The organism is Stenotrophomonas sp. AS1, assembly GCF_048957655.1.
GTDB classification, from domain to species: domain Bacteria; phylum Pseudomonadota; class Gammaproteobacteria; order Xanthomonadales; family Xanthomonadaceae; genus Stenotrophomonas; species Stenotrophomonas bentonitica_A.
The window spans coordinates 162,418-189,199 of sequence record NZ_JARVXM010000008.1; the positions used below are offsets into that span (position 1 = coordinate 162,418).

23 protein-coding genes and 2 riboswitches are annotated in these 26,782 nt (G+C 68.3%); of the genes, 9 read left to right on the forward strand and 14 right to left on the reverse strand.

The window, feature by feature from the left end; all coding sequences use genetic code 11:
- Nucleotides 1-71: 71 nt before the first annotated feature.
- Nucleotides 72-308, forward strand: coding sequence for a hypothetical protein (locus tag PV764_RS15410; RefSeq protein ID WP_019183575.1), 237 nt, complete (start codon nucleotides 72-74; stop codon nucleotides 306-308).
- Between the two features lie 73 nt (nucleotides 309-381).
- Here PV764_RS15410 and sppA read toward each other — a convergent pair whose 3' ends face one another.
- The 4 genes from sppA to PV764_RS15430 all read right to left on the reverse strand — a co-directional run bounded on the left by sppA (nucleotide 382) and on the right by PV764_RS15430 (nucleotide 5,410).
- Nucleotides 382-2,289, reverse strand: a complete 1,908-nt coding sequence (sppA, locus tag PV764_RS15415; RefSeq protein WP_019183574.1) for a signal peptide peptidase SppA — start codon at nucleotides 2,287-2,289, stop codon at nucleotides 382-384.
- 75 nt (nucleotides 2,290-2,364) lie between these two features.
- Nucleotides 2,365-3,729, reverse strand: a complete 1,365-nt coding sequence (locus PV764_RS15420; protein ID WP_019183573.1) for an MATE family efflux transporter — start codon at nucleotides 3,727-3,729, stop codon at nucleotides 2,365-2,367.
- Nucleotides 3,730-3,849: 120 nt separating this feature from the next.
- Nucleotides 3,850-4,413, reverse strand: a complete 564-nt coding sequence (locus PV764_RS15425; protein ID WP_070426045.1) for a DUF3106 domain-containing protein — start codon at nucleotides 4,411-4,413, stop codon at nucleotides 3,850-3,852.
- Nucleotides 4,406-5,410 carry a hypothetical protein gene (locus PV764_RS15430; RefSeq protein ID WP_421117032.1) on the reverse strand — a complete coding sequence of 335 codons (1,005 nt, stop codon included), beginning with the start codon at nucleotides 5,408-5,410 and terminating at the stop codon, nucleotides 4,406-4,408. Before PV764_RS15430 ends, PV764_RS15425 begins: the two co-directional genes overlap by 8 nt.
- Before the next feature lie 437 nt (nucleotides 5,411-5,847).
- On the opposite strand from PV764_RS15430, the gene PV764_RS15435 reads away from it, so the two are divergent.
- Nucleotides 5,848-8,028, forward strand: coding sequence for a primosomal protein N' (locus PV764_RS15435; protein WP_421117033.1), 2,181 nt, complete (start codon nucleotides 5,848-5,850; stop codon nucleotides 8,026-8,028).
- Between the two features lie 14 nt (nucleotides 8,029-8,042).
- Here PV764_RS15435 and PV764_RS15440 read toward each other — a convergent pair whose 3' ends face one another.
- Both PV764_RS15440 and PV764_RS15445 read right to left on the reverse strand, forming a co-directional pair.
- Nucleotides 8,043-8,663: a glutathione S-transferase family protein gene (locus PV764_RS15440; RefSeq protein ID WP_019183569.1), complete on the reverse strand. Its 621-nt coding sequence runs from the start codon at nucleotides 8,661-8,663 to the stop codon at nucleotides 8,043-8,045.
- Nucleotides 8,664-8,737: 74 nt separating this feature from the next.
- Nucleotides 8,738-9,499, reverse strand: a complete 762-nt coding sequence (locus PV764_RS15445; RefSeq protein ID WP_421117034.1) for an NYN domain-containing protein — start codon at nucleotides 9,497-9,499, stop codon at nucleotides 8,738-8,740.
- 162 nt (nucleotides 9,500-9,661) lie between these two features.
- On the opposite strand from PV764_RS15445, the gene PV764_RS15450 reads away from it, so the two are divergent.
- Nucleotides 9,662-10,954 carry an NAD(P)/FAD-dependent oxidoreductase gene (locus PV764_RS15450; RefSeq protein ID WP_421117035.1) on the forward strand — a complete coding sequence of 431 codons (1,293 nt, stop codon included), beginning with the start codon at nucleotides 9,662-9,664 and terminating at the stop codon, nucleotides 10,952-10,954.
- A gap of 58 nt (nucleotides 10,955-11,012) precedes the next feature.
- On the opposite strand, the gene PV764_RS15455 is transcribed toward PV764_RS15450, so the two are convergent.
- On the reverse strand, nucleotides 11,013-11,357 hold the full coding sequence (locus tag PV764_RS15455; RefSeq protein WP_019183566.1) for a ribonuclease E inhibitor RraB: 345 nt from the start codon (nucleotides 11,355-11,357) through the stop codon (nucleotides 11,013-11,015).
- An 86-nt stretch (nucleotides 11,358-11,443) separates the two neighbouring features.
- Nucleotides 11,444-11,713 carry a GIY-YIG nuclease family protein gene (locus PV764_RS15460; protein ID WP_019183565.1) on the reverse strand — a complete coding sequence of 90 codons (270 nt, stop codon included), beginning with the start codon at nucleotides 11,711-11,713 and terminating at the stop codon, nucleotides 11,444-11,446.
- A gap of 44 nt (nucleotides 11,714-11,757) precedes the next feature.
- Nucleotides 11,758-11,840, forward strand: a riboswitch (glycine riboswitch).
- 20 nt (nucleotides 11,841-11,860) lie between these two features.
- A riboswitch (glycine riboswitch) is annotated at nucleotides 11,861-11,952 on the forward strand.
- A gap of 93 nt (nucleotides 11,953-12,045) precedes the next feature.
- On the opposite strand from PV764_RS15460, the gene PV764_RS15465 reads away from it, so the two are divergent.
- The 4 genes from PV764_RS15465 (at nucleotide 12,046) to PV764_RS15480 (ending at nucleotide 20,199) form a co-directional block, all read left to right on the forward strand.
- Entirely contained in the window at nucleotides 12,046-12,663 is a 618-nt protein-coding gene (locus PV764_RS15465; RefSeq protein ID WP_019183564.1) for a trimeric intracellular cation channel family protein, read from the forward strand.
- A gap of 203 nt (nucleotides 12,664-12,866) precedes the next feature.
- Nucleotides 12,867-14,033 (forward strand): MdtA/MuxA family multidrug efflux RND transporter periplasmic adaptor subunit, encoded by a 1,167-nt coding sequence (locus PV764_RS15470; RefSeq protein ID WP_421117037.1) that lies wholly within the window; start codon nucleotides 12,867-12,869, stop codon nucleotides 14,031-14,033.
- A complete protein-coding gene (locus tag PV764_RS15475) occupies nucleotides 14,030-17,137 on the forward strand; it encodes an MdtB/MuxB family multidrug efflux RND transporter permease subunit (RefSeq protein ID WP_421117038.1) in 3,108 nt (1,035 codons plus the stop codon). The genes PV764_RS15470 and PV764_RS15475 overlap by 4 nt, the downstream gene beginning before the upstream one ends.
- Nucleotides 17,134-20,199 carry an efflux RND transporter permease subunit gene (locus PV764_RS15480; RefSeq protein ID WP_421117039.1) on the forward strand — a complete coding sequence of 1,022 codons (3,066 nt, stop codon included), beginning with the start codon at nucleotides 17,134-17,136 and terminating at the stop codon, nucleotides 20,197-20,199. The genes PV764_RS15475 and PV764_RS15480 overlap by 4 nt, the downstream gene beginning before the upstream one ends.
- 128 nt (nucleotides 20,200-20,327) lie before the next feature.
- Here PV764_RS15480 and aroG read toward each other — a convergent pair whose 3' ends face one another.
- The 4 genes from aroG to PV764_RS15500 all read right to left on the reverse strand — a co-directional run bounded on the left by aroG (nucleotide 20,328) and on the right by PV764_RS15500 (nucleotide 23,265).
- Nucleotides 20,328-21,401, reverse strand: coding sequence for a 3-deoxy-7-phosphoheptulonate synthase AroG (gene aroG / locus PV764_RS15485; RefSeq protein ID WP_019183560.1), 1,074 nt, complete (start codon nucleotides 21,399-21,401; stop codon nucleotides 20,328-20,330).
- Between the two features lie 270 nt (nucleotides 21,402-21,671).
- On the reverse strand, nucleotides 21,672-22,019 hold the full coding sequence (locus tag PV764_RS15490) for a DUF6616 family protein (protein WP_421117040.1): 348 nt from the start codon (nucleotides 22,017-22,019) through the stop codon (nucleotides 21,672-21,674).
- Between the two features lie 14 nt (nucleotides 22,020-22,033).
- The gene (locus PV764_RS15495) at nucleotides 22,034-22,774 is read right to left on the reverse strand and encodes a DNA alkylation repair protein (RefSeq protein WP_421117041.1); all 741 of its coding nucleotides are present in this window, start codon (nucleotides 22,772-22,774) and stop codon (nucleotides 22,034-22,036) included.
- A complete protein-coding gene (locus PV764_RS15500; RefSeq protein WP_421117042.1) occupies nucleotides 22,771-23,265 on the reverse strand; it encodes a MarR family winged helix-turn-helix transcriptional regulator in 495 nt (164 codons plus the stop codon). Before PV764_RS15500 ends, PV764_RS15495 begins: the two co-directional genes overlap by 4 nt.
- A 130-nt stretch (nucleotides 23,266-23,395) precedes the next feature.
- Here PV764_RS15500 and PV764_RS15505 point away from each other — a divergent pair, with 130 nt between their 5' ends.
- Entirely contained in the window at nucleotides 23,396-23,680 is a 285-nt protein-coding gene (locus PV764_RS15505) for a hypothetical protein (protein WP_421117043.1), read from the forward strand.
- Nucleotides 23,681-23,796: 116 nt separating this feature from the next.
- A complete protein-coding gene (locus PV764_RS15510) occupies nucleotides 23,797-24,957 on the forward strand; it encodes a serine hydrolase domain-containing protein (RefSeq protein WP_421117044.1) in 1,161 nt (386 codons plus the stop codon).
- An 18-nt stretch (nucleotides 24,958-24,975) separates the two neighbouring features.
- Here the strand turns inward: PV764_RS15510 and PV764_RS15515 are convergent, their stop codons facing one another.
- Both PV764_RS15515 and PV764_RS15520 read right to left on the reverse strand, forming a co-directional pair.
- Nucleotides 24,976-26,025, reverse strand: coding sequence for an LLM class oxidoreductase (locus tag PV764_RS15515; RefSeq protein ID WP_421117045.1), 1,050 nt, complete (start codon nucleotides 26,023-26,025; stop codon nucleotides 24,976-24,978).
- A gap of 15 nt (nucleotides 26,026-26,040) precedes the next feature.
- Nucleotides 26,041-26,676, reverse strand: a complete 636-nt coding sequence (locus PV764_RS15520) for a glutathione S-transferase family protein (RefSeq protein ID WP_343313260.1) — start codon at nucleotides 26,674-26,676, stop codon at nucleotides 26,041-26,043.
- Between the last annotated feature and the right edge of the window lie 106 nt (nucleotides 26,677-26,782).

The following is a 26,782-nucleotide window of genomic DNA, read 5'->3' on the forward strand; positions in this document are numbered from 1 at the left end:
CGCCATCACGCGCGGGGCGCGAGGCGGTGGGACACTGGTCCTCTGCCACCGGCTCACCGAGGGAGGTTGCCATGACGATCCGTACTGCCCTGCCGCTGCTCGCGATGCTCGCGCTGAGCGCCTGCAACCGCCCGGTGCCCCCGGCACCGGACACACCGCCGGAACCACAGGCGACCGCACTGCGCGATGCGATCCACGATCCGATCGACCGCGCCAAGGGCGTGGGCGATACGTTGCAGAAGACCGCCGACGCTCAAGCCGCCGAGGTTGACCGCGCCACCGGCGATGCGCCACCGCCCAGCCCCTGACCCCATCGGCCGGATGGCAGAACGCCCGGCACAGGCCGGGCGTTCGGGTGTCACACAGAACCGCTGAAGCCGCTTACAGCCCGCAGAAGCAGTACACCAGCGTCTTGACCGGCGCGGCGTTGTTGCGCGGGTCACGCGCGGCCTCTTCGACAAAGCGCAGCTGGGTGTCCAGCTCCGGCATCGAACGGGCCAGCATCAGCCGGGCCATGCCCGATTCGCCCAGCATCCAGGCACCGGCATGGCTGCTGGCGAAGCCGCTGAGGAACTGCGCGAACGGCGTGGCCGCCTTCTCGATGTAACGCACGCGGAACTTGCCGGCCTCGCCGAGCTTGGCACGGCTGGCGGCATCGGCCACCGCGGCCTTCAAGCCACCGAAGTCATCCACCAGGCCGCGCTCCTTGGCCTGCGCACCGCTCCACACCCGGCCGCGGGCGACTTCATCGACCGCTTCCACCGGCTTGTTGCGCGCGGCGGCGACCTTGCCGGTGAAATCGGCGTAGCCCTTGTTGATCACCGACTGGATCACCTGGCCCACGGCCGGATCCATCGGGCGGGTGATGTCGAACGCACCGGCGAAACGGGTGGTGCCCACGCCGTCGGTATGCACGCCGATCTTGTCCAGCGAGCGCGCCACGTTCGGGATCATGCCGAAGATGCCGATGGAACCGGTGATCGTGGAGGGATCGGCGTAGATGCGATCAGCGTTCATGCTGATCCAGTAACCGCCCGAGGCAGCCAGGTCGCCCATCGAGACCACCACCGGCTTGCCGGCTTCCTTCAGCGCGACCACTTCGCGGCGGATCTGTTCGGAGGCGAACACTTCACCACCCGGCGAGCTCACGCGCAGCACCACGGCCTTCACGTCCTTGTCGTCGCGCGCTTCGCGCAACAGCGCCGAGGTCGACTCGCCACCGATGCGGCCGGCCGGCAGATCGCCACCGGAGATTTCACCGGACGCCACGATCACCGCCACCTGCGGACGCGAATCCACCGGCGAGCGACGGCCGTCCAGCACGCTCAGGTAGGCGTCGAGATTGACGTTGCGGTAGCCACCGTCGGCGTCATCGTCGGCGATGCCGCGCTCGGTCAGCAGGGTGTCCACTTCCTCGCGCGTCTTCAGGCCGTCCACCAGCTTCTGCTGCAGGGCGAACTTGGCCAGGTCGCCACCGGCGGCGGCGATCCCTTCGGGCATGGTGTCGATGCCGGCGGCCAGCTGTGCCGGATCGAGCTTGCGTGCCTTGGCGATGTCGGCCAGGTAGCGCTGCCACACATCGTTCATCCAGAACAGATCGGCTTCCTTGGCCTGCGGCGAGGCGGCATCGAGCACATACGGCTCGGCGGCCGACTTGTACTCGCCCACCTTGAACAGGTGCACGTCCACGCCCAGCTTGTCCTGCAGGCCGGTGCGGAAATACTGGCGGTAGCGGCCCAGGCCCTCGAGCACCACGCCGCCCATCGGGTCCAGGTAGACCTCATCGGCCTGCGAAGCGAGCAGGTACTGCGACTGGCTCATGTTCTCGCTGAAGGCCACCACCTGCTTGCCGGCGGCGCGCAGCTCCTGCAGCGCGACGGTCACTTCGCGCATGGAAGCGAAGCCGCTCGGCTGCAGCTTGTCCAGCTCCAGCACCACGCGCTCGATCTTCTTGTCGGTCTTTGCCGCCTCCAGCGCGCGGATCAGATCGCGCAGCTGGATCTCATCGGCGCCCTTGTCACCCACTGCCTTGCCCAGCGCGCGGCTGACCGGATCGGCGCTGAACTGCTCGACCAGCCGGCCTTCCGGTGCGATCACCAGGGTCGTGCGGTCCTGCAGCGAGGCCTTGGAGGTCGCGCTCTTGCCCATCGCGACGATGAACAGGATCAGGATCAGGAACAGCAGGCCGAAGAACACCAGGTTGAGGATCAGCCGGCGGGTAAAGTTCATCACATCCCACAGCCCGATGAAGAAGCTGGCGACGGGATTGCGACGCGCGGGTTGGTTCATGGGGGTAACTCCAGAGTGGCTTCTTGCCGTGGTGCCAGAATAGCCGGTGCCGGGCGCGCCGGCATCGGACACAAGTCAGGGTGTCGAAGGGAGACCGGCGCGGGCGCTGCTCACGCGCAGGCGCCAGCCCATCAGGATCGCGGCGGCGGTCAGGCCCAGGATGAGGCCCAGCCACATGCCCTGCGGGCCCATGCCCAGGCCGAGCCCCAGCCCGGCGCCAAGCGGCATGCCCAGGCCCCAGTACGAGAACATGGCGATGAACATCGGCACGCGGGTGTCCTTCAGCCCGCGCAACGCGCCGGCCGAGAGCACCTGGATGCCATCCGGGAACTGGAATGCCGCCGCGTACAGCAACAGCGTCGAGGCCAGTGCGGCCACGCCCATGTCGGCCGTGTAGACGCCGACGATGGCGTCATGGCCAAACAGCAGCACCAGCGCCGAGAGCGTCTGCGTGCCGAGGATGATCACCAGCCCGGCGATCGCCGCGCGACGCACGCCCAGCCCGTTGCCGCTGCCGACCGCATGGCCGACCCGTACCGTGGTGGCCTCGGCCACGCCCATCGGGATCATGAAGCACAGCTGCGCGACGTTGATGGCGATCTGGTGGGAGGCGGCTTCGGTGGCGCCGAGGCGACCGATCAGCAGCGCGGTGACGATGAACAACCCACCTTCCATCAGCACGGTGATGCCGATCGGCAGGCCGGTCCGCAGCAGGTCCCAGATCGCCGACCAGCGCGGCGCTTCGAGATGCGAAAACAGCTGCAGGTGGGCGAACCGCTTGGTCTTCCACAGATAACCGGCAAAGCACAGCGCCTGCAGCCACATCATGATCGCCGAGGCCATGCCCAGGCCTTCGGCGCCCAGCTCGGGGAAGCCGAGCTTGCCGTAACACAGCACATAGCCCAGCGGCGCGAGCACCAGCAGGCCGCCGAAGCCGAGCAGCATCGTCGGCAGCGTCCAGTGCATGCCTTCGCTGAGGTAGCGCATGCAGAAGTACAGGGTCAGCGCCGGCCCGCCCCAGCGCACCGCGTGCAGGAACGCGGTTGCGCCCGGCACGATGTCCGGCGCGATGCCGAACGCGGGAAGCAGCGGCGGCACCACCGTGAGGAAGGTGAACATGATCAGGCCCAGGCCGAGCGCCAGCCACAGGGCCTGGCGGAACAGCGGGCCGATCTCGCGCTCGCGGCCGGCGCCATGCAGCTGCGACACCGAGGCGGTCAGCGAAATCAGCGTGCCGATCGGGATCAGCATCGGCAGCCACAGCAGCGCCGTACCGATGGTGACGGCGGCGAGCGTGTGGGTGCCGTGGTGACCGGCGATCACGTTGTCGACGAAGGAAATCAGGCCGGTGGAGACGTGGCCCAGAACCAGCGGCAGCGCGAGCAGGCCGGTGGCGCGCACTTCCCGGGAGAGGCGCGGCGTGGAGGAAGCGGTAGACATGGGAGTCACAGACGGCAACTACGGTCGCGCGCGGAGGGCACAGGCACCGGGTTGCGGCCCGCCATCTTACGCGCGCGGCGGGGGAAAAGCCGCGCTTTCAGGTAAACGGAGACGAACCCGTCAGTGCCCCACGTGCTCGCGCAGCCAGGTGTCGCGTGCGGTGGGGGCAACCCCCAGGAACTCGGCGCGCACGCGGTCGCGGTCCTGCGGCGGGGTGCGCTGGGCCACCAGCGTGAGCTGGGTCAGCTGGGAGGGCGTGAGCTGGCGCAGCACGGCCAACGCCGTGGGACGCTGCTCGGCCGGCAGATAGCCGAACAGGCCCTGCAGTTTGGTGAACTCGTGGCCGAGCTGCGGGCCAAGCAGCCAGCCGTCGCGGAAGCGCTGGTCCTGCTCGGCGAAGCGCTGGCGAAGCGCCTGCTGTTGGGCCGGAGGCAGCGCCGCCACGCGCGCCGCGGCGGCACGCACGCGGGCACGCTCGCCCTCGCTCATGGCCTGCCAGGCGGCATAGCGGCTGCGCAGTTCACGCAGCTGGGCCGGGTCCAGCGCCGCAGGCGTGGCCGGGATCGCCGGGGCGGTGGCACTGGCAGGCGCGGGCACCGCCAGCGGCACCTCGACCCGGTTGGGGGCGGCGATGGCCGCACTGGAGAGCCCGAGGGCGATCAGCAGGAAGGCAGGCTTACTCATCGGCGGCAGCCGTCTCCAGGCCGGCGGTGGCGGGTTCGGGTCGGCTCGGCTGGGCCTGCGATTCGTCGACCGGGACCGGGCCACCGGCGGCGAACCAGGCGTACAGATCGGCATCACGGGCGGTCGGCAGGTCCGGGTCGGCCAGCATCGCCGCATCGCTGGCAGCGTACGGCGAGGCAGCCGGGGCCACGCTCGGCAGATCGTCAGCCGGGAGCGCTTCGACCTTGACCGGGCCCGCATCGGCGACCGCGCCTTCGGGGGTATCCATCACGGGGTCGCCGGCCTGGCGGGCGTGTTTCCACCAGGTGGCACCGCCCAGCAGCACGCCGACGGTCGCGGCCACGATCAGCACGCCCTTCCATGGGAAACGGCGGCCGCGTTGGCGCCTGACCGGGCGGCGCTGGGCGGGGGCATCGGACTTGGCCGGGGTGCGCCAGGACGCTGCGTCCGATGGCTGGCTGACCGGGGCGGCCACGGGTTGCTGCAGCCGCTGCAGACGGCTGGCGGGCAGATCCCGGATGCGCAGCTGGACCTGCTCGGCCAGGGCGCGCCAGCCAGCGGCATCGGGATTGCCATGGGCATCGCGCGGGCAGGCATCGGCCAGGGCGTGCTGGTAGTCGGCCATCGGCAGATCCAGGACCTGTGCGGCAGCGGCTTCATCCAGCCCACCGCCGATCCGCAGCACGAACGCCAGCCGTGCCGGCGGGGCCAGCCCGGCAAGATGCGCCAGCGGCACCGGCCACTGGCCTGCGGCCGGGTCCCGCAACGGTGCGCGGTGCACCAGCAGCGACCAGAACCGCTCTGGCCACTGGGCCATGGGCAGGTCGCTGGCGATCCCGGCAAAGGCGCGCATGACCGCGACCAGGGCCTGCTCGGCCACGGTCGGGTCGCCGCACTGCAGCTCGGCCACGACCAGGGCCCGGCGTTCAACGCCACGAAGAAATGCCGACAGCGCGCCGGCTGCGGTAGAGGAAACGGGGGCGGGCGCAGCCGTCATAGCAACTCCATCATTGTGTGGAAATGATAGCGATTGCGTCACTGCTGCGGCGCGCGGATGTTCATTTCCTGTGAGCGGCCACAGTCTGCAAAGCGTTCCAGTGGAAAAGGTTGTGCACAGCACCACGAAAAACCGGGGTAGAACCGCAGGTGAGGCCCACGTCAAGTCTGTTTCAACTTTGTTTCACAGCTATCTTGTTGTTTTTATTGATCATTGTTTCTTGGCTATTTTTTGACCAACCTGAGGAGAACATCGGAAGTTCCTGACGCAAGGCGGTCACATACGCAATGGCACACAGACTTATCCACAGAAGATGTGGATAAGCCTGAATCTCCAATCAAGTCGGATATTTAGGTGGGATTTATGATTCGGCGCGCACCTGGTTGAGACGGTGAATGGGCGTGATCCGGGTCCACCTGCCCCGCTACACTGGCCCGATGACCTCCTCGTCTTCGACCCTGCGCGTCGCCCTGCCGGTGCCGCTGCCGCAACTGTTCGACTACGCCCCGCCGCCCGGGCCGGTCCCGGACCCGGGAATGACCGGGCAACGGGTACGGGTGCCGTTCGGCTCCCGCGAGCTGGTGGGGGTGGTGGCCGGGATCGGCCAGGTGGAGGATCCCGGCAGCCTGCGCGCGGCGATCGAGTGGATCGACACCACGCCGCTGCTGACCGGCGAGCTGTGGCGCTCGCTGCAGTGGCTGGCGCGCTACACCCATGCGCCGCTGGGCGAGGTGATCAGTACGGGCCTGCCCGGCCCGCTGCGGCGCGGTGAAGCAGTGCCGGACACCCATCAGTGGGGCTGGCAGTTGACCGACGCCGGGCACGACCCGCAGCCGAAGTTGCGCAACGGCACCCGCCCGCAGCGATTGGCCGAGTGCCTGGCCGAGGGTGTGGTGAACGAAGACCGCCTGGATACGTTGATGGACGACTGGCGCAGCGCCGCCCGCTCGCTGGCCAAGCGCGGGCTGGTTGAACGGATCGCGCTGGCCCATTCGCCGGCCGTGGCCTCGCCCGCAGGCGGCCCCGCGCCCAACGCCGAACAGGCCGACGCGATCGCCGCGATCACCGCCGCCGACGGCTTTGCCGCCTACCTGCTGGATGGCGTCACCGGCAGTGGCAAGACCGAGGTCTACCTGCAGGCGATCGTGGCGTGCCTTGCGCGTGGCAAGCAGGCGCTGGTGCTGGTGCCGGAGATCGGGCTGACCCCACAGACGCTGTCGCGCTTCCGCAACCGCCTGGGCATTCCGGTGCATGTGCTGCACTCGGGCCTGAACGACAACGAGCGTGCCCGCGTGTGGGCGGCTGCCGCGCGGGGTGAAGCGCAGGTCATCGTCGGCACGCGCTCGGCGGTGTTCACCCCGCTGCCGAATGCGGGCCTGATCGTGATCGACGAAGAGCACGACGGCAGCTACAAGCAACAGGACGGCATCCGCTACCACGCGCGGGATTTCGCGCTGGTGCGCGCCAAGGCACTGGACGTGGCGGTGGTGCTCGGCAGTGCCACGCCGTCGCTGGAATCGCTGCACAACGCGCAGGCCGGCCGCTACACCCACCTGCGCCTGAAGCAGCGCGCGGGCGCGGCGCGGCCCCCCGTGGTGCGCGTGCTCGACGTGCGCAAACGGCCGCTGCGCGATGGGCTGTCGCCGGAGGTACTGGCCGGCATCAGCCAGCATCTGCAGGCCGGGCACCAGGTGCTGGTGTTCAAGAACCGCCGCGGCTATGCACCCGTGCTGCTCTGCCATGACTGCGGTTGGACCGCCCCGTGCCAGCGCTGCGATGCGCCGATGACCGTGCACGCCGGCGGCCGCCGCCTGCAGTGCCATCACTGTGGCGCACGCCAGTCCGCGCCGCTGGCCTGCCCGGACTGCGGCAGCCTGGCGCTGCAGCCGCAGGGCATCGGTACCGAACGGCTGGAAGAACATCTGGTCGAAGCATTCCCGGATTTTCCGGTGATCCGCATCGACCGCGGCACCACCGGCAAGCGCGACGCGCTGGAGACCCAGTTGGCCTCGCTCGGCGATCGCGCGGGGATCCTGGTCGGCACGCAGATCCTGGCCAAGGGGCACGACCTGCCGAAGCTGACCCTGGTGGTCGTGGTCGGCATCGACGAAGGCCTGTTCTCGGCCGACTTCCGCGCCAGTGAGAAACTCGCGCAGCAGCTGATCCAGGTCGCCGGCCGCGCCGGGCGCGCGGTGGATGCGGGGGAGGTCTGGCTGCAGACCCATCACCCGGGGCATCCGTTGCTGGAGACACTGGTCAACGGCGGGTATCACGCCTTTGCCCATGCGGAACTGCAGCAGCGCGAGGCGGCCGGTTTTCCGCCCTTCGCGCATCTGGCACTGCTGCGTGCCGAAGCGCAGCAGGTGGAGCATGCCAACGCGATGCTCAGTGCCGTGCGCGCCTTGATTCCCGACGATGCGGCGGTGGAACGCTATGGCCCGATGCCCGCGCCGATGCCGCGCCGCGCGGGCTACCAGCGCACTCAGTTGCTGCTGTCCTCACCGGCGCGGCGCCCGTTGCATGGCGTGCTGGACCAGGTGACGCCGCAGATTGCCGCGCTGCCCCAGGCACGCAAGGTGCGCTGGTCGCTGGATGTGGATCCGATGGATCTGTATTAGCGCGGCACGGTCGCTCAGGTGAGCGCGGTCATGACCCCACGCTGATATGCCGGCCGCTGTTTCAGCCGTTCGTACCAGGCCGCCAGATGCGGCAGGTCCGGGCGCTGGATCGGCATCTCGAACCACGCATAGATGAAGGCGCCCAGCGGAATATCGCCCATCGCGAACTGCTCACCGGACAGATACGGCTGCCGCGACAGGGCTTCATCGGCCATCGCCAGCAACTCGCCGGAGCGCACCAGCGCGGCAGCGATGCGCGCCTCGTCCCGATCCGCCGGCGCGGTCCGCAGCGTGCCCCAGAACAGATCGCGGAACACGCCGGCGAAGGTCGAGGTGGTCCAGTCCATCCACTTCTCCGACTGCGCGCGCGCCACCACGTCTTCCGGATACAGCGTGCCCAGCGCGTAGCGCGCGGAGAGGTAGCGCACGATCGTGTTGGATTCCCACAGCGGTAGGCCCTGGTCCTCGATCACCGGCACCAGCCCGTTCGGGTTCATCGCACGGTATTCCGGCGACTGCGTGCCACCGAAGGCACCGCCGACCTCGATCGACTCGTACGGCGCGCCGATCTCCTCGGCACACCACAGCACTTTGCGCACGTTGCTGGAATTGCGACGGCCCCAGATTTTCAGCATGATCGGATTCTCATATCGGGCGATGCGCGGCACGGGTCGCGCGGTGCGGATACGATACGCCGATCGGCGGGGGCTTACTTTGCCGCCTTGGCCGTGCTCTTCTTGGGCAGCGCGCGCACATAGGTCGATTTGCCGTCCTTCTTCATCTCGAACAGGCCGGTCGCGGCCAGCAGATCGCTGAGTTTGCTGTACCCGTAATTGCGCGAATCGAACGAGGCCTGGTTGCCGATCTGGCTGCCGACCGGCCCCAGGTGCGACCAGCCATCCTCGGCTTCGGCCGACGTAACTGCACGGCGCAGCATCTGCACCAGCCGGGTGTCGTTGCGCAGTTCGGGCCCGCTCTTGCGCGGGCGCGTTTCTTCGTTGTCCTGTTCCACCTCCTGATCGGCCGCATGGGGCTGGCCCAGCGCTTCGATGTAGGTGAACTTCGAGCACGCGTTGACGAACGGCTCGGGCGTTTTCTTCTCACCGAAGCCGTACACCTTGACCCCGTCGGTCAGCAGGCGCATCACCAGCGGCGTGAAGTCGGCATCGCTGGAGACGATTGCAAAGCCGTCCAGATTGCGCGCGTACAGCATGTCCATCGCATCGATCACCATCGCCATGTCCGAGGCATTCTTGCCGCGGCTGTAGGCGAACTGCTGGATCGGGCGGATCGCGTATTCGTGCAGCACCGATTCCCACCCTTTCAAGCGCGGGCTCTTCCAGTTGCCGTAGGCACGGCGGACATTGGCCACGCCGTAGCGGGCGACTTCGGCCAGCACCGCATCGATCTTGGAGGCGGGTGCGTTGTCGGCATCGATCAGCAGGGCGATGCGCTTTTCCGGTTCGGACATCTCGGTCTCCAGGGCGGGATCGGATCGGCCATCGGGCAGGCGCGATGGCCCCTGAACCCAGTATCGGCCATCGACGTGAACATCGCGCTTCACGTGCGACCATGGGCCGCATCACGAGACGACCTGCGCCGCCCCCCTCCGGCGCCCGCCAAGGAGTGAAGCATGACCCGCGATCCCACGCCCCACCTGCTCATCATCGGTGGTGGTTTTGCCGGCCTCTGGGCCACCCGTGCCCTTGCCTCGGCGCACGTGCGCATCACCCTGGTGGACCGTCGCAACCACCATCTGTTCCAGCCGCTGCTTTACCAGGTGGCCACCGCCGGCCTCTCGGCACCCGATATCGCCGCCCCGCTGCGCCACATCCTGGGCCATCAGCGCAACGTTGAAGTGCGCCTGGGTGAAGTCACTGACATCGACAAGGCCGCACGCACTGCGACGCTGGCCGATGGCACGCAGATCGCCTACGACACGCTGATGCTGTGCACCGGCGCCACCCACGCCTACTTCGGTCACGACGAATGGGCCGCCGATGCGCCGGGCCTGAAAACGCTGGACGATGCCATCGCCCTGCGCCGCAAGCTGCTGCTCGCCTTCGAGCGCGCCGAGGCCGAACCGGATCCCGCGCGCAAGGCCGCCTGGCTCAGTTTCGCCGTGGTCGGCGGCGGCCCAACCGGGGTGGAACTGGCCGGCACCCTGGCCGAGATCGCCCGGCATACGCTGCGCAACGAATTCCGCCATATCGATCCTGCCTCGGCCAGGGTCCGCCTGGTCGAGGCCGGCCCGCGCGTGCTGTCCACCTTCCCCGAGGTGCTCTCGCTCAAGGCGCGCCGCCAGCTGGAGAAACTGGGCGTGGAAGTGCTCACCGGTACGCCGGTGAGCGACATCAACGCCGAGGGCTTCCAGCTGGGCGAGCGCTTCGTCGAAGCGCGCACCGTGGTCTGGGCCGCCGGTGTCGCCGCCTCGCCGCTGGCGCGCACGCTGGAGGTTCCGCTGGATCGCGCCGGCCGCGTGCCGGTGCAGCCCGATCTCACCTTGGACGGTCACCCGGAGATCTTCGTGGCCGGGGATCTGGCCGCGTTGACCCAGGCCGATGGCAGGCCGGTACCCGGCGTCGCCCCGGCAGCCAAGCAGATGGGCAAGCACGTGGCGACCACGATCCAGGCGCGCCTGGCCGGCAAGCCTGCGCCAGGCCCGTTCAAGTACCAGGACTTCGGCAATCTGGCGACCATCGGCCGCATGGCCGCGATCGTCCACCTCGGCCGCCTGCAGCTCTCCGGCGTGCTGGCGTGGTGGTTCTGGCTGGCCGCGCACGTGTTCTTCCTGATCGGCTTCCGCAACCGCGTGGTGGTGCTGCTGAACTGGGCAGTGGCGTACTGGAGCTACCAGCGCAGCGCGCGGATCATCTTCGGCGATGCGCAGGATGATCGGCGGCCGAAGCGGCCGCCGACGCCCTGAGCGGTCGAGCGGCAACGGTGGCAGCCAGCCATGCCGGGCTGCCACACGGATGGGCCGCTCAGCCCTGCGACAGACAGCCCCAGCCGTCGACCTGGCCGCTGTAGGAGACTGCCTCGCTGGCGAGCAGACCTTCGAAGCCCGAGATGTTCTGGTGGGTCGGCAGCATCAGCGGATGCACCACTACCTGCCACGGGTATTCCTCGTTGCCCTCGTACGCGGCCAAGGACACCTTCTGCTCGTTCTTGAGCAGGTGCACGGCGAAGGCGATCGCCACGTCCTGGGTCGGGAAGATCAGCGCGAAATCCACCTCGCGCGGAATCGACAGGTCGTCGCCATCCTGCAACATGTTCCAGAGCACATCGCCATTCTCATCTTCCGGGTACAACGACAGATCGCGGGACATGGCACTCCAGGGCTTGGGCAAGCGGATCAACGAACGGAGATCGATGGTATGCCGCCGGCGAAGGCCCGAACAAGCCGCGCGCAACGTTACCCGGGTTCGGGCAGCTGCAGCCACGCCAGTTTGCGCTCCCGGGGCTGTCGCTTGAGCTGCCACTCGGCCTTCGACGCCGCGGCCCGGTCCGGGTAGGCGCGCATCGCCAGCACCCTCACCGGTGGGTGGGCCCGGGTGTATTTGGCCCCTTTGCCGGCGAGGTGGGCCTGGAAGCGCGCCTCCACGTCGTTGCTGATGCCGGCGTAATAGCTGCCGTTGCGGCATTCAAGCAGGTACAGGTACCAGAGGGCGGGTTCAGCGGGCATACCGGGATTATCCCCCGGCGCGGGCCCGGCGGCTGCTAGAATCCGCCCCGGATGCAGGAGAGAGGCGCCGCGCTGGCGCCCGCCGAAGGCGCAGGCTCCCATAATCGCTCAGGCCGGTGGCTCGATACGCCACCAACCATGCATCCGACACGCCGATCTGGAGAGAGGTCTTCAATGACCCGCCGAAGGGGCACGTGGCCTTGGCCACCGAACTCTCAGGCAAAAGGACAGCGGGAGCGGCAACGGAATCCCACCCCACGACAGTGCAGCGGCGCTGGCGTGATGCGTGTGCGTTTCCGTCCCCGCCTGACGTGTTTTCCGGAGCCACCCCCATGCTGCTCTCCCTGATCTACCTCATCGCCATCTCGGCCGAAGCCATGACCGGCGCGCTGTCGGCCGGCCGCCGCCGCATGGACCTGTTCGGCGTGGTCATCATCGCCTGCGTCACCGCGCTCGGCGGCGGCTCACTGCGCGACATCGTGCTCGGGCATTACCCGCTGGGCTGGGTGAAGCACCCGGAGTACCTGGGCTTCACCATCTGCGCGGCGCTGATCGCGACCTGGGTGGCGCGCTGGATGCACCACTTCCGGCGTACCTTCCTGGTGCTCGATGGCCTGGGCCTGATCGCGTTCACCCTGATCGGCTGCGCGGTCGCACGCGAGGGCGGGCACACCGTGCCGATCATCCTGATCGCCGGCATGCTGACCGGTGCGTTCGGTGGCGTGCTGCGCGACGTGCTGTGCAACGAGGTGCCGCTGATCTTCCAGAAAGAACTGTATGCCGTGATCACCCTGCTCACCGGCGCGGCCTACCTGACCCTGCTGGAACTCGGCGTGTCGCTCAACGCGGCCACGCTGTGGTGCCTGGGCGGCGGCTTCCTGTTCCGCCTGCTGGCGATCCACTTCAAATGGGAAATGCCGAAGTTCGTGTACCGCGACGAGGTGCATTGACGCACGCGCAGGCATGACCAAGGTCACGGGAGCTTGAGCGGCCTGGCCCTGTATCATGGCGCTCCCGTTCCAAACGAACGGCATCCAGCCACGCGGCGGTGTTCCACCCGCTGCCCCGCCAGACACCCTCTCCCCCGTTGACCTGCCGCACTCGGCCGGTCCCCATGGACGCACTGCTCCGGTGGAGGGTGCGCAGGATGCGTATGTCCGCTTCAACGCCCGCCTCGTCTCGCCGTCGTTTCGCCAAACCGCTGTTGATCGCTGCCGCCGTCGGGCTGGTCGCGATCGCCGCATGGAAGCTGCTCTCGCCCGCGCCTGCCGCCAGCCCCGCCGGTGGCCCGCAGCCGACCCCGGTGCGCGTGGCCACTGCGACGCAGGAAGACCTGGTGGTGCGCCTGAAGGCGCTCGGCACGGTGACCCCGCTGCATACAGTGAGCCTCCGCAGCCGCGTGGATGGCGAACTGCTGCGGCTGGCATTCTCCGAAGGCCAGCACGTCACCGCCGGCGAGCTGCTGGCCGAGATCGATCCGCGCCCGTTCCAGGTACAGCTGTCGCGTGCGCTGGGCACCCAGCAGCAGAACCTGGCCGAGCTGGACAACGCCGAGAGCCAGCTCAGGCGCTTCACCGAACTGCAGACCAAGCACTTCGTCTCCGCGCAGGACCTGAGTGATCAGCAGAGCAAGGTGCGCCAGCTGCAGGGCCGTCGCCAGACCGACCAGGCGGCCGTGGATGAAGCGCGCCTGCAGCTGCAGTACACCCGCATTACCGCGCCGGTGGCCGGACGCATGGGCCTGCGCAATGTGGATGTCGGCAACCTGGTGCGCAGTGGCGATACCGAACCGCTGGCCACGATCACCCAGACCACGCCGATCAGCGTGCTGTTCACCGTGCCCGAGCCGGACCTGCCGGCGGTGGTCGCCGCCGCCCGTGCCAATCCGCAGCTCACCGTGGAAGCCTGGGACCGCGAGGAGCGCACCGCGCTGGGCGACGGCGTGCTCTCCAGCCTGGACAACCGCATCGATACCGCCACCGGCACGCTCAAGCTGCGCGCGCAGTTCGCCAACGCCGATGAGTCGTTGTTCCCCAACCAGTTCGTCAACGTGCGCCTGCAGGTCAGCAGCAGCGATTCGGTGGTGATCCCCAATGCCGCCGTGCAGTTCGGCAGCAAAGGCAGCTACGTCTACGTGATCACGGCCGATGCCACCTCGCACCTGCGCAACGTGGTGCTCGGCCCGGCCGATGGCGAACGGGTTTCGGTGCGCGAAGGGCTCAAGCCCGGCGAGCGCGTGGTGGTGGAAGGCATCGACGGCCTGCGCGAAGGCGCCAAGGTCGAGGTGGTGGAGCAGGACCCGACGCGGACCGGCGCATGAACCTCTCGCGCCCCTTCATCGAGCGCCCGGTCGCGACCACGCTGCTGATGGTGGCGCTGCTGCTGTCCGGCGTGATGGCCTACCGCCTGCTGCCGGTCGCGGCACTGCCGCAGGTCGATTACCCGATCATCCAGATCACCACGCTGTATCCCGGTGCCAGCCCGGATGTCACCACAAGCGCGGTCACTGCACCGCTGGAACGGCAGCTGGGGCAGATCCCCGGCCTGAAGCAGATGTCCTCGACCAGTTCGGGCGGCGCTTCGGTCATCACGCTGCAGTTCTCGCTGGAGGTCGCGCTCGGGGTGGCCGAGCAGGAAGTGCAGGCCGCGATCAACGCCGCCGACAGCTTCCTGCCCGATGACCTGCCGGTGCCGCCGGTGTACCGCAAGGTCAACCCGGCCGATACCCCGATCCTGACCCTGGCGGTGACCTCGCAGGGGCTGTCGCTGCCGCAGGTGCACGATCTGGTCGATACGCGCATGGCCCAGCGCCTCTCGCAGCTGCCCGGCGTCGGCCTGGTCAGCCTGGCCGGTGGGCAGCGCCCGGCGGTGCGCATCCAGGTCAATCCTTCGGCGCTGGCCGCCAACGGCCTGAGCATGGCCAGCATCCGCACCGCGATCGGCACGGCCAACGTCAACATGCCCAAGGGCAGCTTCGACGGCCCGACCCGCGCGATCATGCTCGATGCCAACGACCAGATGCGCTCGGTGGCCGAGTACCGCGCGCTGATCCTGGCCTGGAAAGACGGCGCGCCGCTGCGCCTGGGCGACGTGGCCACCATCGAGGATGGCGCCGAGAACCGCCAGCTGGCCGCGTGGTCGGGCACCACCCCGGCCGTACTGATCAACATCCAGCGCCAGCCGGGTGCGAACGTGATCGCCGTGGTCGACCAGGTGCGGGCGCTGCTGCCGCAGCTGCAGGCCTCGCTGCCGGCCGGTGTGGATGTGGCCATCCTGAGCGATCGCACCGAATCGATCCGCGCCTCGATCCGCGGCGTGCAGCACGAGCTGCTCATCGCGATCGCGCTGGTGGTGATGGTCACCTTCGTGTTCCTGCGCAACATCCCGGCCACGATCATTCCCAGCATCGCGGTACCGCTGTCGCTGGTGGGCACCTTCGGGGTGATGCTGCTGGCCGGCTTCTCGCTCAACAACCTCACCCTGATGGCGCTGACCATCGCCACCGGCTTCGTGGTGGACGATGCGATCGTCATGCTGGAGAACATCGCCCGTCACCTGGAGCGCGGCGCGACGCCGATGCAGGCGGCGCTGAAAGGCGCCAGGCAGATCGGCTTCACCCTGATCTCGCTGACGCTGTCGCTGATCGCGGTGCTGATCCCGCTGCTGTTCATGGCCGACGTGGTCGGCAAGTTGTTCCATGAGTTCGCGATCACGCTCGCGGTGGCGATCGGCATTTCGCTGCTGGTCTCGCTGACGCTGACGCCAATGATGTGCGCGCGCCTGCTCAAGGCCGGCCACGCGACCCGTCGCGATGCCGATGGGCAGGAATCGTCGCAGCAGGGTGACCCGTTCGACCGCGTGGTGGCGCTCTACGATCGCCAGCTGCACTGGGTGCTGCAGCGCCAGCCGCTGATGCTGGCCGCCACCGTCGCCACGCTGGTACTGACGGCCGTGCTGTACGTGTGGGTGCCCAAGGGCTTCTTCCCGGTGCAGGATGCCGGGCTGATCCAGGGCATCAGCGAGGCGCCGCAGTCGATTTCCTTCCAGACGATGGCGCAGCGCCAGCAGGCGTTGTCCGCGGCGTTGCTGGAGGATGAGGACGTGGCCAGCCTGTCTTCGTTCATCGGCGTGGACGGCAACAACGCCACGCTCAACAGCGGCCGCCTGCTGATCGAGCTGAAGCCGCATGCACAGCGCGCTGCCGATGCACAGGCGATCATCGCGCGGCTGCAGCAGCGCGTGGCGCATGTGCCGGGCATCAAGCTGTACCTGCAGCCGGTGCAGGAACTGGGCATCGAAGACCGGATCAGCCGGACCCAGTACCAGTTCACCCTGACCAGCCCGGACCTCGCGCAGCTGGAAACATGGACACCGCGCCTGCTCGCGCACCTGCAGCAGTCGCCGGCGCTGGCCGACGTCGCCAGTGATCTGCAGAACCAGGGCCTGCAGGCGCATGTGGTGATCGACCGGGTCGCCGCCGCGCGGCTGGGGATCAGCGTGGAGGCCATCGCCGACGCGCTGTACGACGCCTTCGGGCAGCGCCAGATCTCGACCATCTTCACCCAGGCCAACCAGTACCGCGTGGTGCTGGAAGCGCGCCCGGACGTGGCCTTCGGCCCGGATGCGATCGCGCGCCTGCACGTCACCGGGCCGGACGGGCGGCAGGTGCCGCTGGGCGGCATCGCGCGGATCGAACAGCGCCCGGCGCAGCTGCTGATCAACCATGTCGGCCAGTTCCCGGCGGTGACGTTCTCGTTCAATCTCGCCCCGGATGCGTCGCTGGGCGAAGCGGTGGAGGCGATCGAAGGTGCACGCGCCGCGATCGGGCTGCCGGCCAGCGTCGAACTGCGCCTGCAGGGCGCGGCCGATGCGTTCCGCGCGTCGCTGTCGAGCACCTTGTGGCTGGTGCTGGCGGCGGTGGTGGTGATGTACCTGGTGCTGGGCGTGCTCTATGAGAGTTTCATCCACCCGATCACCATCCTTTCCACCCTGCCCTCGGCCACGGTGGGTGCGCTGCTGGCGTTGCTGGTCAGCGGGCGCAGCCTGGACCTGATCGCGGTGATCGGCATCGTGCTGCTGATCGGGCTGGTCAAGAAGAACGCGATCATGATGATCGACTTCGCGCTGGAGGCCGAGCGCGAGCATGGCATGGCGCCGCGCCAGGCGATCCACCAGGCCGCGCTGCTGCGCTTCCGCCCGATCCTGATGACCACGCTGGCCGCGTTGTTCGGCGCGATTCCGCTGATGTTCGCCAGTGGCTCGGGCGCCGAGCTGCGCCAGCCGCTGGGCCTGGTGATGGTGGGCGGGCTGATCGTCAGCCAGGTGCTGACCCTGTTCACCACGCCGGTGATCTACCTGTTCTTCGACCGCTTCCGCCAGCGCCCCGCGCCGGTGACCGACGAGGCTGACGGGGCGCTGGCGTGAGTCCGCTGTCGCGGGCGATCGGCTGGTTCGTGCAGCATCCGGTCGCCACCGTGCTGCTCGCGGTCGCGGTGGTGCTGGCCGGCCTGCTCGGGCTGCGCCTGCTGCCGGTCGCGCCGTTGCCGCAGGTCGACTACCCGGCCATCAACGTCAGCGCCAGCCTGCCCGGCGCGAGCCCGGAATCGATGGCCGCCAACGTCGCCACGCCGCTGGAGCGTGCCCTGGGCACCCTCCCCGGGCTGACCGGGATCGACTCGGCCAGCACCCAGGGCTCGACCCAGGTCGAGCTGAAGTTCGCGCTCGGCCGCGACGTGGACGATGCCGCGCGCGACGTGCAGGCCGCGATCAATGCCGCGCGCGCGCAGCTGCCCAGTGGCATGCCGGGCATGCCGCAGTACCGCAAGGTGAATCCCTCGCAGGCACCGATCATGGCGCTGGCGCTGAGTTCGGACAGCCTCTCGCCGGGGCAGATCTACGACGTGGCCTCCACGGTGATCGCGCAGAAGCTGGCGCAGATTCCCGGCGTCGGCGAGGTGCAGGTGGGCGGCAGTTCGCTGCCGGCGGTGCGCGTCTCGCTGGATCCCAATGCACTCAACCATCACCGCATCGCGCTGGACGACATCGCCGCGGCGATCCGCAACGCCAACGCACTCAAGCCACTGGGCACCGTCGCCAGCCAGGCCCAGCAGTGGCAGCTGGAAGCGACGCTGCAGCTGCGCACCGCCGCCGAGTACCGCCGCCTGATCGTGGCGATGCGCGATGGCCGCCCGGTGTACCTGGAGGACGTGGCCGGGATCAGCGAAGGGGTTGAAGACCGCTACGCCAGCGGCTTCCACAACGAGCGCCCGGCGGTGCTGCTGATCGTCAGCCGCCAGCCGGAGGCCAACATCATCGAGACCGTCGACGCCATCCAGGCACAGATGGACACGCTGCAGGCGCTGCTGCCGGCCAACATCGACATGCAGGTGGTGATGGACCGTTCGCCGGTGATCCGCGCCACCCTGCGCGAGGCCGAGCTGACGTTGCTGCTGGCGATCGCCCTGGTGGTGCTGGTGGTGCTGGCCTTCCTCGGCCATTGGCGCGCGGCGCTGGTGCCGACCGTCGCCATCCCGGTCTCGCTGCTGGGCGCGCTGGCGATCATCGCCCTGCTCGGGTTCTCGCTCAACACGCTCTCTCTGATGGCGCTGATCGTGGCCGCGGTGCTGGTGGTGGACGATGCCATCGTGGTGCTGGAGAACATCGCCCGCCATCGCGAAGAAGGCGCCTCACCGATGACCGCCGCGCTGCGGGGCGCGGGGGAAGTCGGTGCCACGCTGCTGTCGATGAACATCGCGCTGGCCGTGGTGTTCATCTCGATCCTGTTCCTGGATGACTTCGTCGAGAAGCTGTTCCGCGAGTTCTCGCTGACCCTGGTGGCGGCGATGGGTGTCTCGCTGCTGGTTTCGCTGAGCCTGACCCCGATGCTGTGCGCGCGCCTGCTCGGGCAGGCACGGCCCGGCCCCGGCAATGGCCTGCAGCGCGCCGGCACCGCGCTGTTCGAGCGTCTGCGCGGCGCCTATGTGGGCAGCCTGCAGACAATGCTGCGCTGGCTCGCGCTGCCCCTGCTGCTGTTCGCAGGTGTGATCGCGCTGAACGTGTGGCTGTTCCAGCAGGTGCCCAAGGGCATCGTGCCCAAGCAGGACACCGCGCAGCTGCGTGGCTTCGCGCGCGGCGACGATGGCCTCTCGTTCCAGGTGATGCAGCCCAAGATCGAGGCCTACCGCAAGCTGCTGCTGGCCGACCCGGCGATCAGCGACATCATCGGGTACATCGGCGGCCGCAGCGGGGTCAACAACGCCTTCATCATGATCAAGATGAAGCCGCTGGCCGAGCGCAAGGTCTCCAGCCAGCAGGTGATCGACCGCCTGCGCGCCAACATGCCGAAGATTCCGGGCGGCGGCATGTTCCTGTGGGTGGACCAGGACATCAAGCTGGAAGGCAGCGGCGACAGCGGCCAGTACGAGTTCCAGCTGCTCTCCGGCGAGCTGGAACCGCTGCGGCAGTGGACGCCCAGGGTAGCCGATGCGCTGCGCGCCCTGCCCGAACTGGTCGATGTGGAATCCAAGGGCGATGAAGGCATGCGCCAGGTCGTTCTCGACATCGACCGCGATGCGGCGGCCCGGCTGGGCGTGGACATGCGCATGGTCGCCTCGGTGCTCAACAATGCCTTCAGCCAACGCCAGGTTGCCACGCTGTACGACACGCTCAACCAGTACCGCGTGGTGATGGAGCTGGACCCGCGCTACACCCAGGATCCCTCCACGCTGGAGCAGATCCATGTGATCGGCAAGGACGGCCAGCGCCTGCCGTTGTCGTCCATCGCGCGGTGGGAGTACGGCATGGCGCCGGACCGGATCTATCACAGCCAGCAGTTCGCCTCGGTCTGGATCGAGTTCGCGCTGGCGCCCGGCGTCACCCTGGACCAGGCGGTGAAAGCGGTGGACCAGGCCATGGCCAGGATCATGCTGCCCACCCATGTGCAGGCGCGGCTCAGCGGCGAGGCCGGTGGCTTCGAGAAACTGCGCGAGCGCCAGCTGTGGCTGATCCTCGGCGCGATGCTGGCGGTGTATCTGGTGCTGGGCGTGCTGTACGAAAGTTTCGTGCAGCCGCTGGCGATCCTCTCCACCCTGCCCTCGGCCGGCGTAGGCGCGTTGCTGGCGCTGATGGCCTTCGGCAACGAGCTGAACCTGATCTCGCTGCTCGGCCTGTTCCTGCTGGTGGGCGTGGTGATGAAGAACACCATCCTGATCATCGACTTCGCGCTGTCGGCCGAACGCGAGCGCGGCCTGTCGTCCTACGAGGCGATCTGCGAGGCGGCACGGCTGCGGTTCCGGCCGATCCTGATGACCAGCGTGGCCGCGTTGCTGGGCACGCTGCCGCTGATGCTGGCCACCGGCGAAGGCTGGGAGATGCGCCAGCCGTTGGGCATTGCCATTGTCGGTGGCCTGCTGGTCAGCCAGTGGCTGACCCTGTACACCACGCCGGCGATCTATCTGGCGTTGGCGAAGCTGAGGCGCGCCGCGTGATCATCAACGCGCGACAGCCCAAGGGTAGAGCCATGCCATGCGTGGCTGCTTCTGCATGAACTGCATGAAGCGCTGCGGCGCTGTACGCAGCCACCCGTGGGGTGGCTCTACCCCGGATCAACCCACGCTTATGCCGCCTTGTTGATCCGCGCCGCCCGCCGCGCCCGCACTGCTTCGGCAAGGCTCTCCAGCACCGCCAGCGAGCTGTCCCAGCCGATGCAGCCATCGGTGATGCTCTGGCCGTAGGTCAGCGGCTGGCCGTCCACCAGGTCCTGCCGGCCGGCCACCAGATGACTCTCCACCATGACGCCGACGATGCGCTCTTCGCCGTTGGCCAGCTGCGCGTTGATGTCGGCGATGACCTTGGGCTGGTTCTCCGGATTCTTGCTGCTGTTGGCGTGGCTGGCATCGATCATGATGCGTGCGGCCAGGTGCGACTTGGCCAGCGTCTGGCTGGTCGCTTCCACGTGGTCGGCATCGTAGTTCGGCGTCTTGCCGCCGCGCAGGATCACGTGACAGTCCGGATTGCCGGCGGTGGCCACGATGGCGGTGCCGCCCTCCTTGGTCACCGACAGGAAGTGATGCGGGTTGGAGGCCGCGCCGATCGCATCGGCGGCGATCTTGATGTTGCCGTCGGTGCCATTCTTGAACCCGACCGGGCACGACAATCCCGATGCCAACTCACGATGCACCTGGCTTTCGGTGGTGCGTGCGCCGATGGCGCCCCAAGCGACCAGGTCGGCGATGTACTGCGGCGAGATCACATCGAGGAATTCAACGCCGGCCGGCAGGCCCAGCTTGTTGATGTCGCGCAGCAGGCCGCGCGCCACACGCAGGCCTTTGTTGATGTTGAAGCTGCCATCCAGGTCCGGATCGTTGATCAGGCCCTTCCAGCCCACCGTGGTGCGCGGCTTTTCGAAGTACACGCGCATGACGATTTCCAGCTCATCGGCGTAGGCATCGCGCAGCGGCTTGAGGCGCTGGGCGTACTCGATGGCGGCCACCGGGTCATGGATCGAACACGGGCCGATCACTACCGCGAGGCGATCGTCGCGGCCATGCAGGATCTCGTGCAGGGCCGCGCGCGAGGCGCTGACCGTATCGGAGGCTTCGTCGTCGCAGGGCAGCATCGCCAGCAGCTGTGCCGGCGGGGTCAACGGTTCGATCTTGCGGATGCGCAGGTCGTCGGTATGGGGGGGCATGGGGTAACTCCTTGGAAGTGGGGGTCCCCAGCGCGGCGGCAACAAAAAAGCCGCCAGGTGCGCTGGCGGCTTTCGGGAATGCGTCTGAAGGTTTCTTCAGGGTGAGCGCATGCCTTCCTCCGCCGGTGGCTTCGGAAAGTAATACCAAAAGTAGGAATTGGCGGGGCGTGCGTTCATTGGGGAGTATTGATAACACAGGGGTTTGGAGGTGCCAACTGTTTCATTCGCAACTGCGGCATCGGTTCAGGCCCCTCCCCGCGAGCGGTGCGCTCACCCCCGCGGCAACGCCGCCAGCTCGGCCAGGTGCTGCTGCAGCGTGCCTGCTGCCCCCACCGCGTGCGTGGTGGTGAAGTACTCGTGCCACCCGGTAGCGCCGATCGCGGCCAGCAAGGCATCGGCATCGAGCCGTTCGGCGCACTGCCACACCGCATAGAACTGCTCGGCCGCGGTGTGCGGAACGTCTTGTTCGATGCGGCCCATCGCCAGCGGCGTGATGCGGGCCGGATCCACGTGCTGCATGCCGGCGCCGATGCGGGCGAAGAACGCCCCGCGCGACACCGGGTCCAGCGCGGTCCAGGCGGGGGTGGCGGTGTAGAGCTCGATCAACATGTGCGACATGGCGTTCCTTGAGGTCAGAGCGAGCGCAGTGCGCGCTTGCGGATATAGGTATTGGCCGGATCATCGGCGTGGTGCTGCTGCCATTCGCTGCACAGCGCGCGGACCCAGTCGGGCTGGCTTTTACCGGCGTCGTTGAGCCAGTTGCCGACTGAATCCTGCACATAGCGCGCGTCGTCGCAGCACAGCGCCTGCAGCAGCGGCAGCGCGTGTTGCGGCTCCTGCTTGAACAAGGTGATGTGCGCAGCCCACACGCCCCGCGGGCGCAGCGCTTCACAGGCGAAGCGACGCACGTTGGGTGAGACGTCGGTGGTCCAGCCGTGCAGGTGCGCGAGTACACGCAGGGGTTCGGCGACAACATGCGGACGCACGGCCAGCCATGCCCACTCGCGGACGCCGAAATGCGCATCGTCGGCCAGCGTGCGCAGCACATCGAGCCTGTGTTCGAGCGACAAGGCCGGGTCGCTGCCGATCAGATAGCAGGCCCAGCCACGCACGGTGTCGCTGGCGTGCCGCGACCACCGTGCATGATCGCCGTGGCCATGCACGCGCAACAGCGTCGCGGCGCCCTGCATGCGCAGCGTGATGCCGCGCTTGGCCGCATTGCGCATCGGCGTGATCGCGGCGGCAGGCAAGCCGGGGGCGACATGGGCCATCAGCTTTGCGAAGTCGACGGCCAGCACTTCGGCCAGATGCGTGGCTTCGGTTTCACCGCGATCCAGCTGCCCGCGGCGTTCGCGGGTGATGGGCTGTTTCATGCCGCGCGGCCCGCATCAGTGCGCGACCACACGCGCTGCAGCAGCGTGCCGAGCGTGCGCCGTTCCCGCGGGCTGATATCGGCGAACAGCGAGGCGATCCACGCGGTCTGCTGGTCGAACAGGCGCGCGGCCAGCGCCTGACCCGCCCTGGTCAAGCGCACGTGGATGCGGCGCATGTCATCCGGATCACTGTGGCGGCTGACCAGGTGCTCGCGCTCCAGCCCATCGAGCAGGCCGGTGATGGTGGCGCGGGTCACCCCGGCGCGCTCGGCCAACTGGTGAGGCGAGAGTGCCGTTTCCGCACCGCGCAGCAGGAACAGCAGCACGAAGCGCCCTTCGCTCAGGCCCAGCGGCGCCAGCCGGCTGGCACAGTCCTGGTCGATCGCGCTGGCCAGCGACAGCACCTGGAAGCACAACGCCAGCTCGCCCGAATCGGGCTGGCCACGGCGCTCCAGCTCGGTCAGGAACGCGAGGTGTTTGGTTTCCAGCATGCACGGAGACCCAGGATGATATGGCGGCTAACTATATCGCTGTCGCGACCTGCCTGGAAGCGCCGCCGTCCTTTACGCCGTGCAGGTAACAAGCGAAGATCGCCACAGGATCGCCCATGAGGATGTGTAGATGACCCCTTCCCAGGCTGACGCCATTGCCCAGGCCATCCTGCGGCCGGACACCAAGCGCGAGGCTGTCCAACAACGTCAGCGCGCGCAGGCGCAGTTCCTGGCGCGACAACGCGTTGCCGTCGGCGTCGGCATGTTCGGCATGGCGCTGGGGACGGCGGCAGCGATACGGCTGCCCATGGCGAACTCGCAGGGAATGCTGGTGGGTGGCGCGCTGTTCTTCCTGCTTGCGCACCTCGGCCTCGCCTGGCGCGAGCGTCGGCGCGTGGCGCGCGCGCCGGCCTGACCGGCTGACCCCGGCAGAGCCCTGCCATCGACGCCATAGGTCACGATGACCTTCGGCGCTGTACGCGGGGCCGCGCCGCGGTAGGATGCGGCCGAGTCCTGGAGGAGTGCCGTGCCATGCGCCCGTTCGCCTTGATGCTCGTGCTGCTGACGGCGGCGCCCATTGCGCTCGCCACGCCGCCCACAACGCTTCCAGACCCTGCCGCGGTCGATGCCGAGATGGCGCGGATGATGGCCAAGACGCATGCGCAGGGCTTGGCACTGGCCGTGATCGATCATGGGAAGGTCGTTCAGGTGCATGCGGCCGGCAAGCGCAACGCCGCCGGTGACCCACTGACGACCGACACGGTGATGTACGGCGCGTCGCTGACCAAGATGGCCTTTGCCTACATGGTGATGCAGTTGGTGGACGAGGGGGTGCTGGACCTGGACCGGCCGATCGGCGAGTACCTGCAGCGCCCCTTGCCGGACTACCCGGCAGAGAAGCAGTACGCGCCCTGGCCGGACCTCAGGGACGACCCGCGCTGGCGTCGCCTGACCGCGCGGATGCTGCTCAGCCATCGCAGCGGGTTTGCCAATTTCGCGTTCCTGGAGCCGGATGGAAAGCTGCGCCTGCACTTCGATCCCGGCACGCGCTATGCCTACTCCGGCGAAGGCCTGATCCTGCTGCAGTTCGTGCTGGAGCGAGGATTGGGCCTGAAGGTGGGCGCGGAGATGCAACGGCGGGTGTTCGACCGCTTCGGCATGACCCGCACCAGCATGCTGTGGCGCCCCGACTTTGCCGGCAACCTGGCCGATGGCTGGACCCAGGACGGCACAAGCGAGCCGCACGATGAGCGCAGCCGCGTGCGAGCTGCCGGTTCAATGGATACCACCATTACCGACATCGCGCGTTTCGCTGCCGGCTGCATGCGCGGCGAGGGGCTGTCGGCAAAGGGGCGTGCCGAGCTGGTCCACGCGCAGTGGCCGATCACCACGGCCAGCCAGTTTCCGACCCTGCAGGACGAGCTGGCGCCTGCGCAACGGCGCCGTGACCTCGCCGCCGGGCTGGGCGTGGTGGTGTTCCAGGGACCGCAGGGGCGCGGGTTCTACAAGGGCGGCCACGACGATGCGGTGGGCAACACGCTGGTGTGCGTGGCGCGACGCCAACGCTGCGTGGTGGTGCTGGGCAACGACGTGCGCGCCGAAGCGGCGTTCCCGGCCCTGGTGCGGTTCGTTCTGGGCGAAACCGGCGCGCCGTGGTCGTGGGAGTACGGGGGCAAGACGTTCGTCGAATGACGCAGGCCACGTAGCGGCTTACCAGCGCACCTGTGCCGGCACTGGCCCGTCATGCGAGGGAAACAACGGCAGCACGTACTCGGCCAGCTCCTGCAGCACCTCGGCTGCGGGGCGCTGCGAGAACTGGATGCCCAGCGCAGCATGGTTCACGCCGGCGCGCTGCCACTCGCCGAGCAGATCGATCAATCCGTGGCGACCGGTCCTCAACGTGTAGCCGCCATTGAGCGGGGTGCGTGGATGGTTCGGGTCCTCGACCAGATCCAGCCATTCGTTAGTGACATGCGGGCGGAAACCCCCATCGGGAATGAGGCGGCGCCAGGCCTGGATCTTGCCAGCCAGGCGCTGCGGCCCGGCGGCGTGATGGGTTGCCTCGGGATAGGTCAGCCAACCATCGGCATGCTGCCCGACCCAGTCCAGTGTCTGCTGCGAGGTGCCGGTCACCAGCAGCGGAATCGCCCCGGCGACCGGCTTGGGCATCAGCTCGACGCCCTGCAGCGCGCCCAGTGGCGACTCGATATGCAGGGGACCATGCTGCATCAACTGACGCACGTAGGCCACCGAGGCGGCGAAGCGCTCGCCACGGTCTGCATGCTGCAGGCCATACGCCGGGAACTCGACCGGGCGATCACCCGAAGCGATGCCCAGCACCAGGCGCCCACCGGACAGCTGGTCGATGGTGGCCGCCGACTTGGCCAGGTCGATCGGATGGCGCAGCGAGAAGATCGCGCTGCCGGTGGCCAGCGCCAGCCGTTCGGTGCGCGCCGCCAGGAAGGCCAGGTAGGTAAACGGATCGAACACCTGCCCGGCGTCGCCGAACAGCGGATCGAACAACGGCACATCCCGCACCCAGGTCGCGGCGAAACCGTCGCGGTCCAGCTGGCGCACCAGGTCGGCCTGGCCGGCCAGCACCTGCATGTCCCCCTGGTAGAAGCGCAGCGGCAGGAACACGCCCAGCGTGAGTGCTCCCTCGCGGAACATCCGCTGGTAACCGGCATGCCGGGCGAACGCGGGGGCGGAGGCGCCGGTCAGCGGCCCCTGTGCAGCGGTGATAGCGGTCAACAGCGTCATCGTGGTCGTCCTGGATCAGGGGCCGGTGGCCGGTTCGGGGAGCTGCACGCCGCGCTGCACCGCAGGCCGCTGTGACATGCGCAGGTGCCATGCACTCAAGTGGGGGTACGCGCTGAAATCGAAGCCGATCAGCTGCGCGATGTGGCTCCAGCCGTAGCCGGCGATGTCGGCGATCGAGTACGCCTCGCCGGCCAGCCATGGGCGGTCTGTGAGGCGCTGGTCCAGCGTGGCGAAGAATGCCTCGCTCAAGCGCCGATAGCGTTCGATCGCGGGCGCATGGGGCGCGTCGGCGAACATCTCGACATGCACACGCTGGCCCAGGATCGGGCCGACGCTGGCGGCATGGAACATCAGCCAGGTGATTGCCTCCCAGCGCGCGCGTGGCGCCTGCGGCAATAGGCTTCCGCTCTGCTCGGCCAGGTAGAGCAGGATGGCGGCGGATTCGAACACCGTGATACCGGTTGCCTCGTCGACCAGCACCGGAATGCGGCCGTGTGGATGCAGCCGAAGGAAATCGGGATGGCGGTGCTCACCGGCGTCGATGCGCACGTGATGCAGCACGTAAGGGATGCCGAGCTCTTCCAGCGCGATGGTGATCTTGAAGCCGTTGGGCGAGCTGTCGGTGTACAGGTGCAGCGACGCTGGGGACATGCGGGTCTCCTTGGCAGGGGATGGATGGCGGAGGGAGGTCACGTCACGTCACGTCACGACGCCACGCCGCGAAGGCAGCGCATGCCGGCTGCGGGCGCATTGGTGG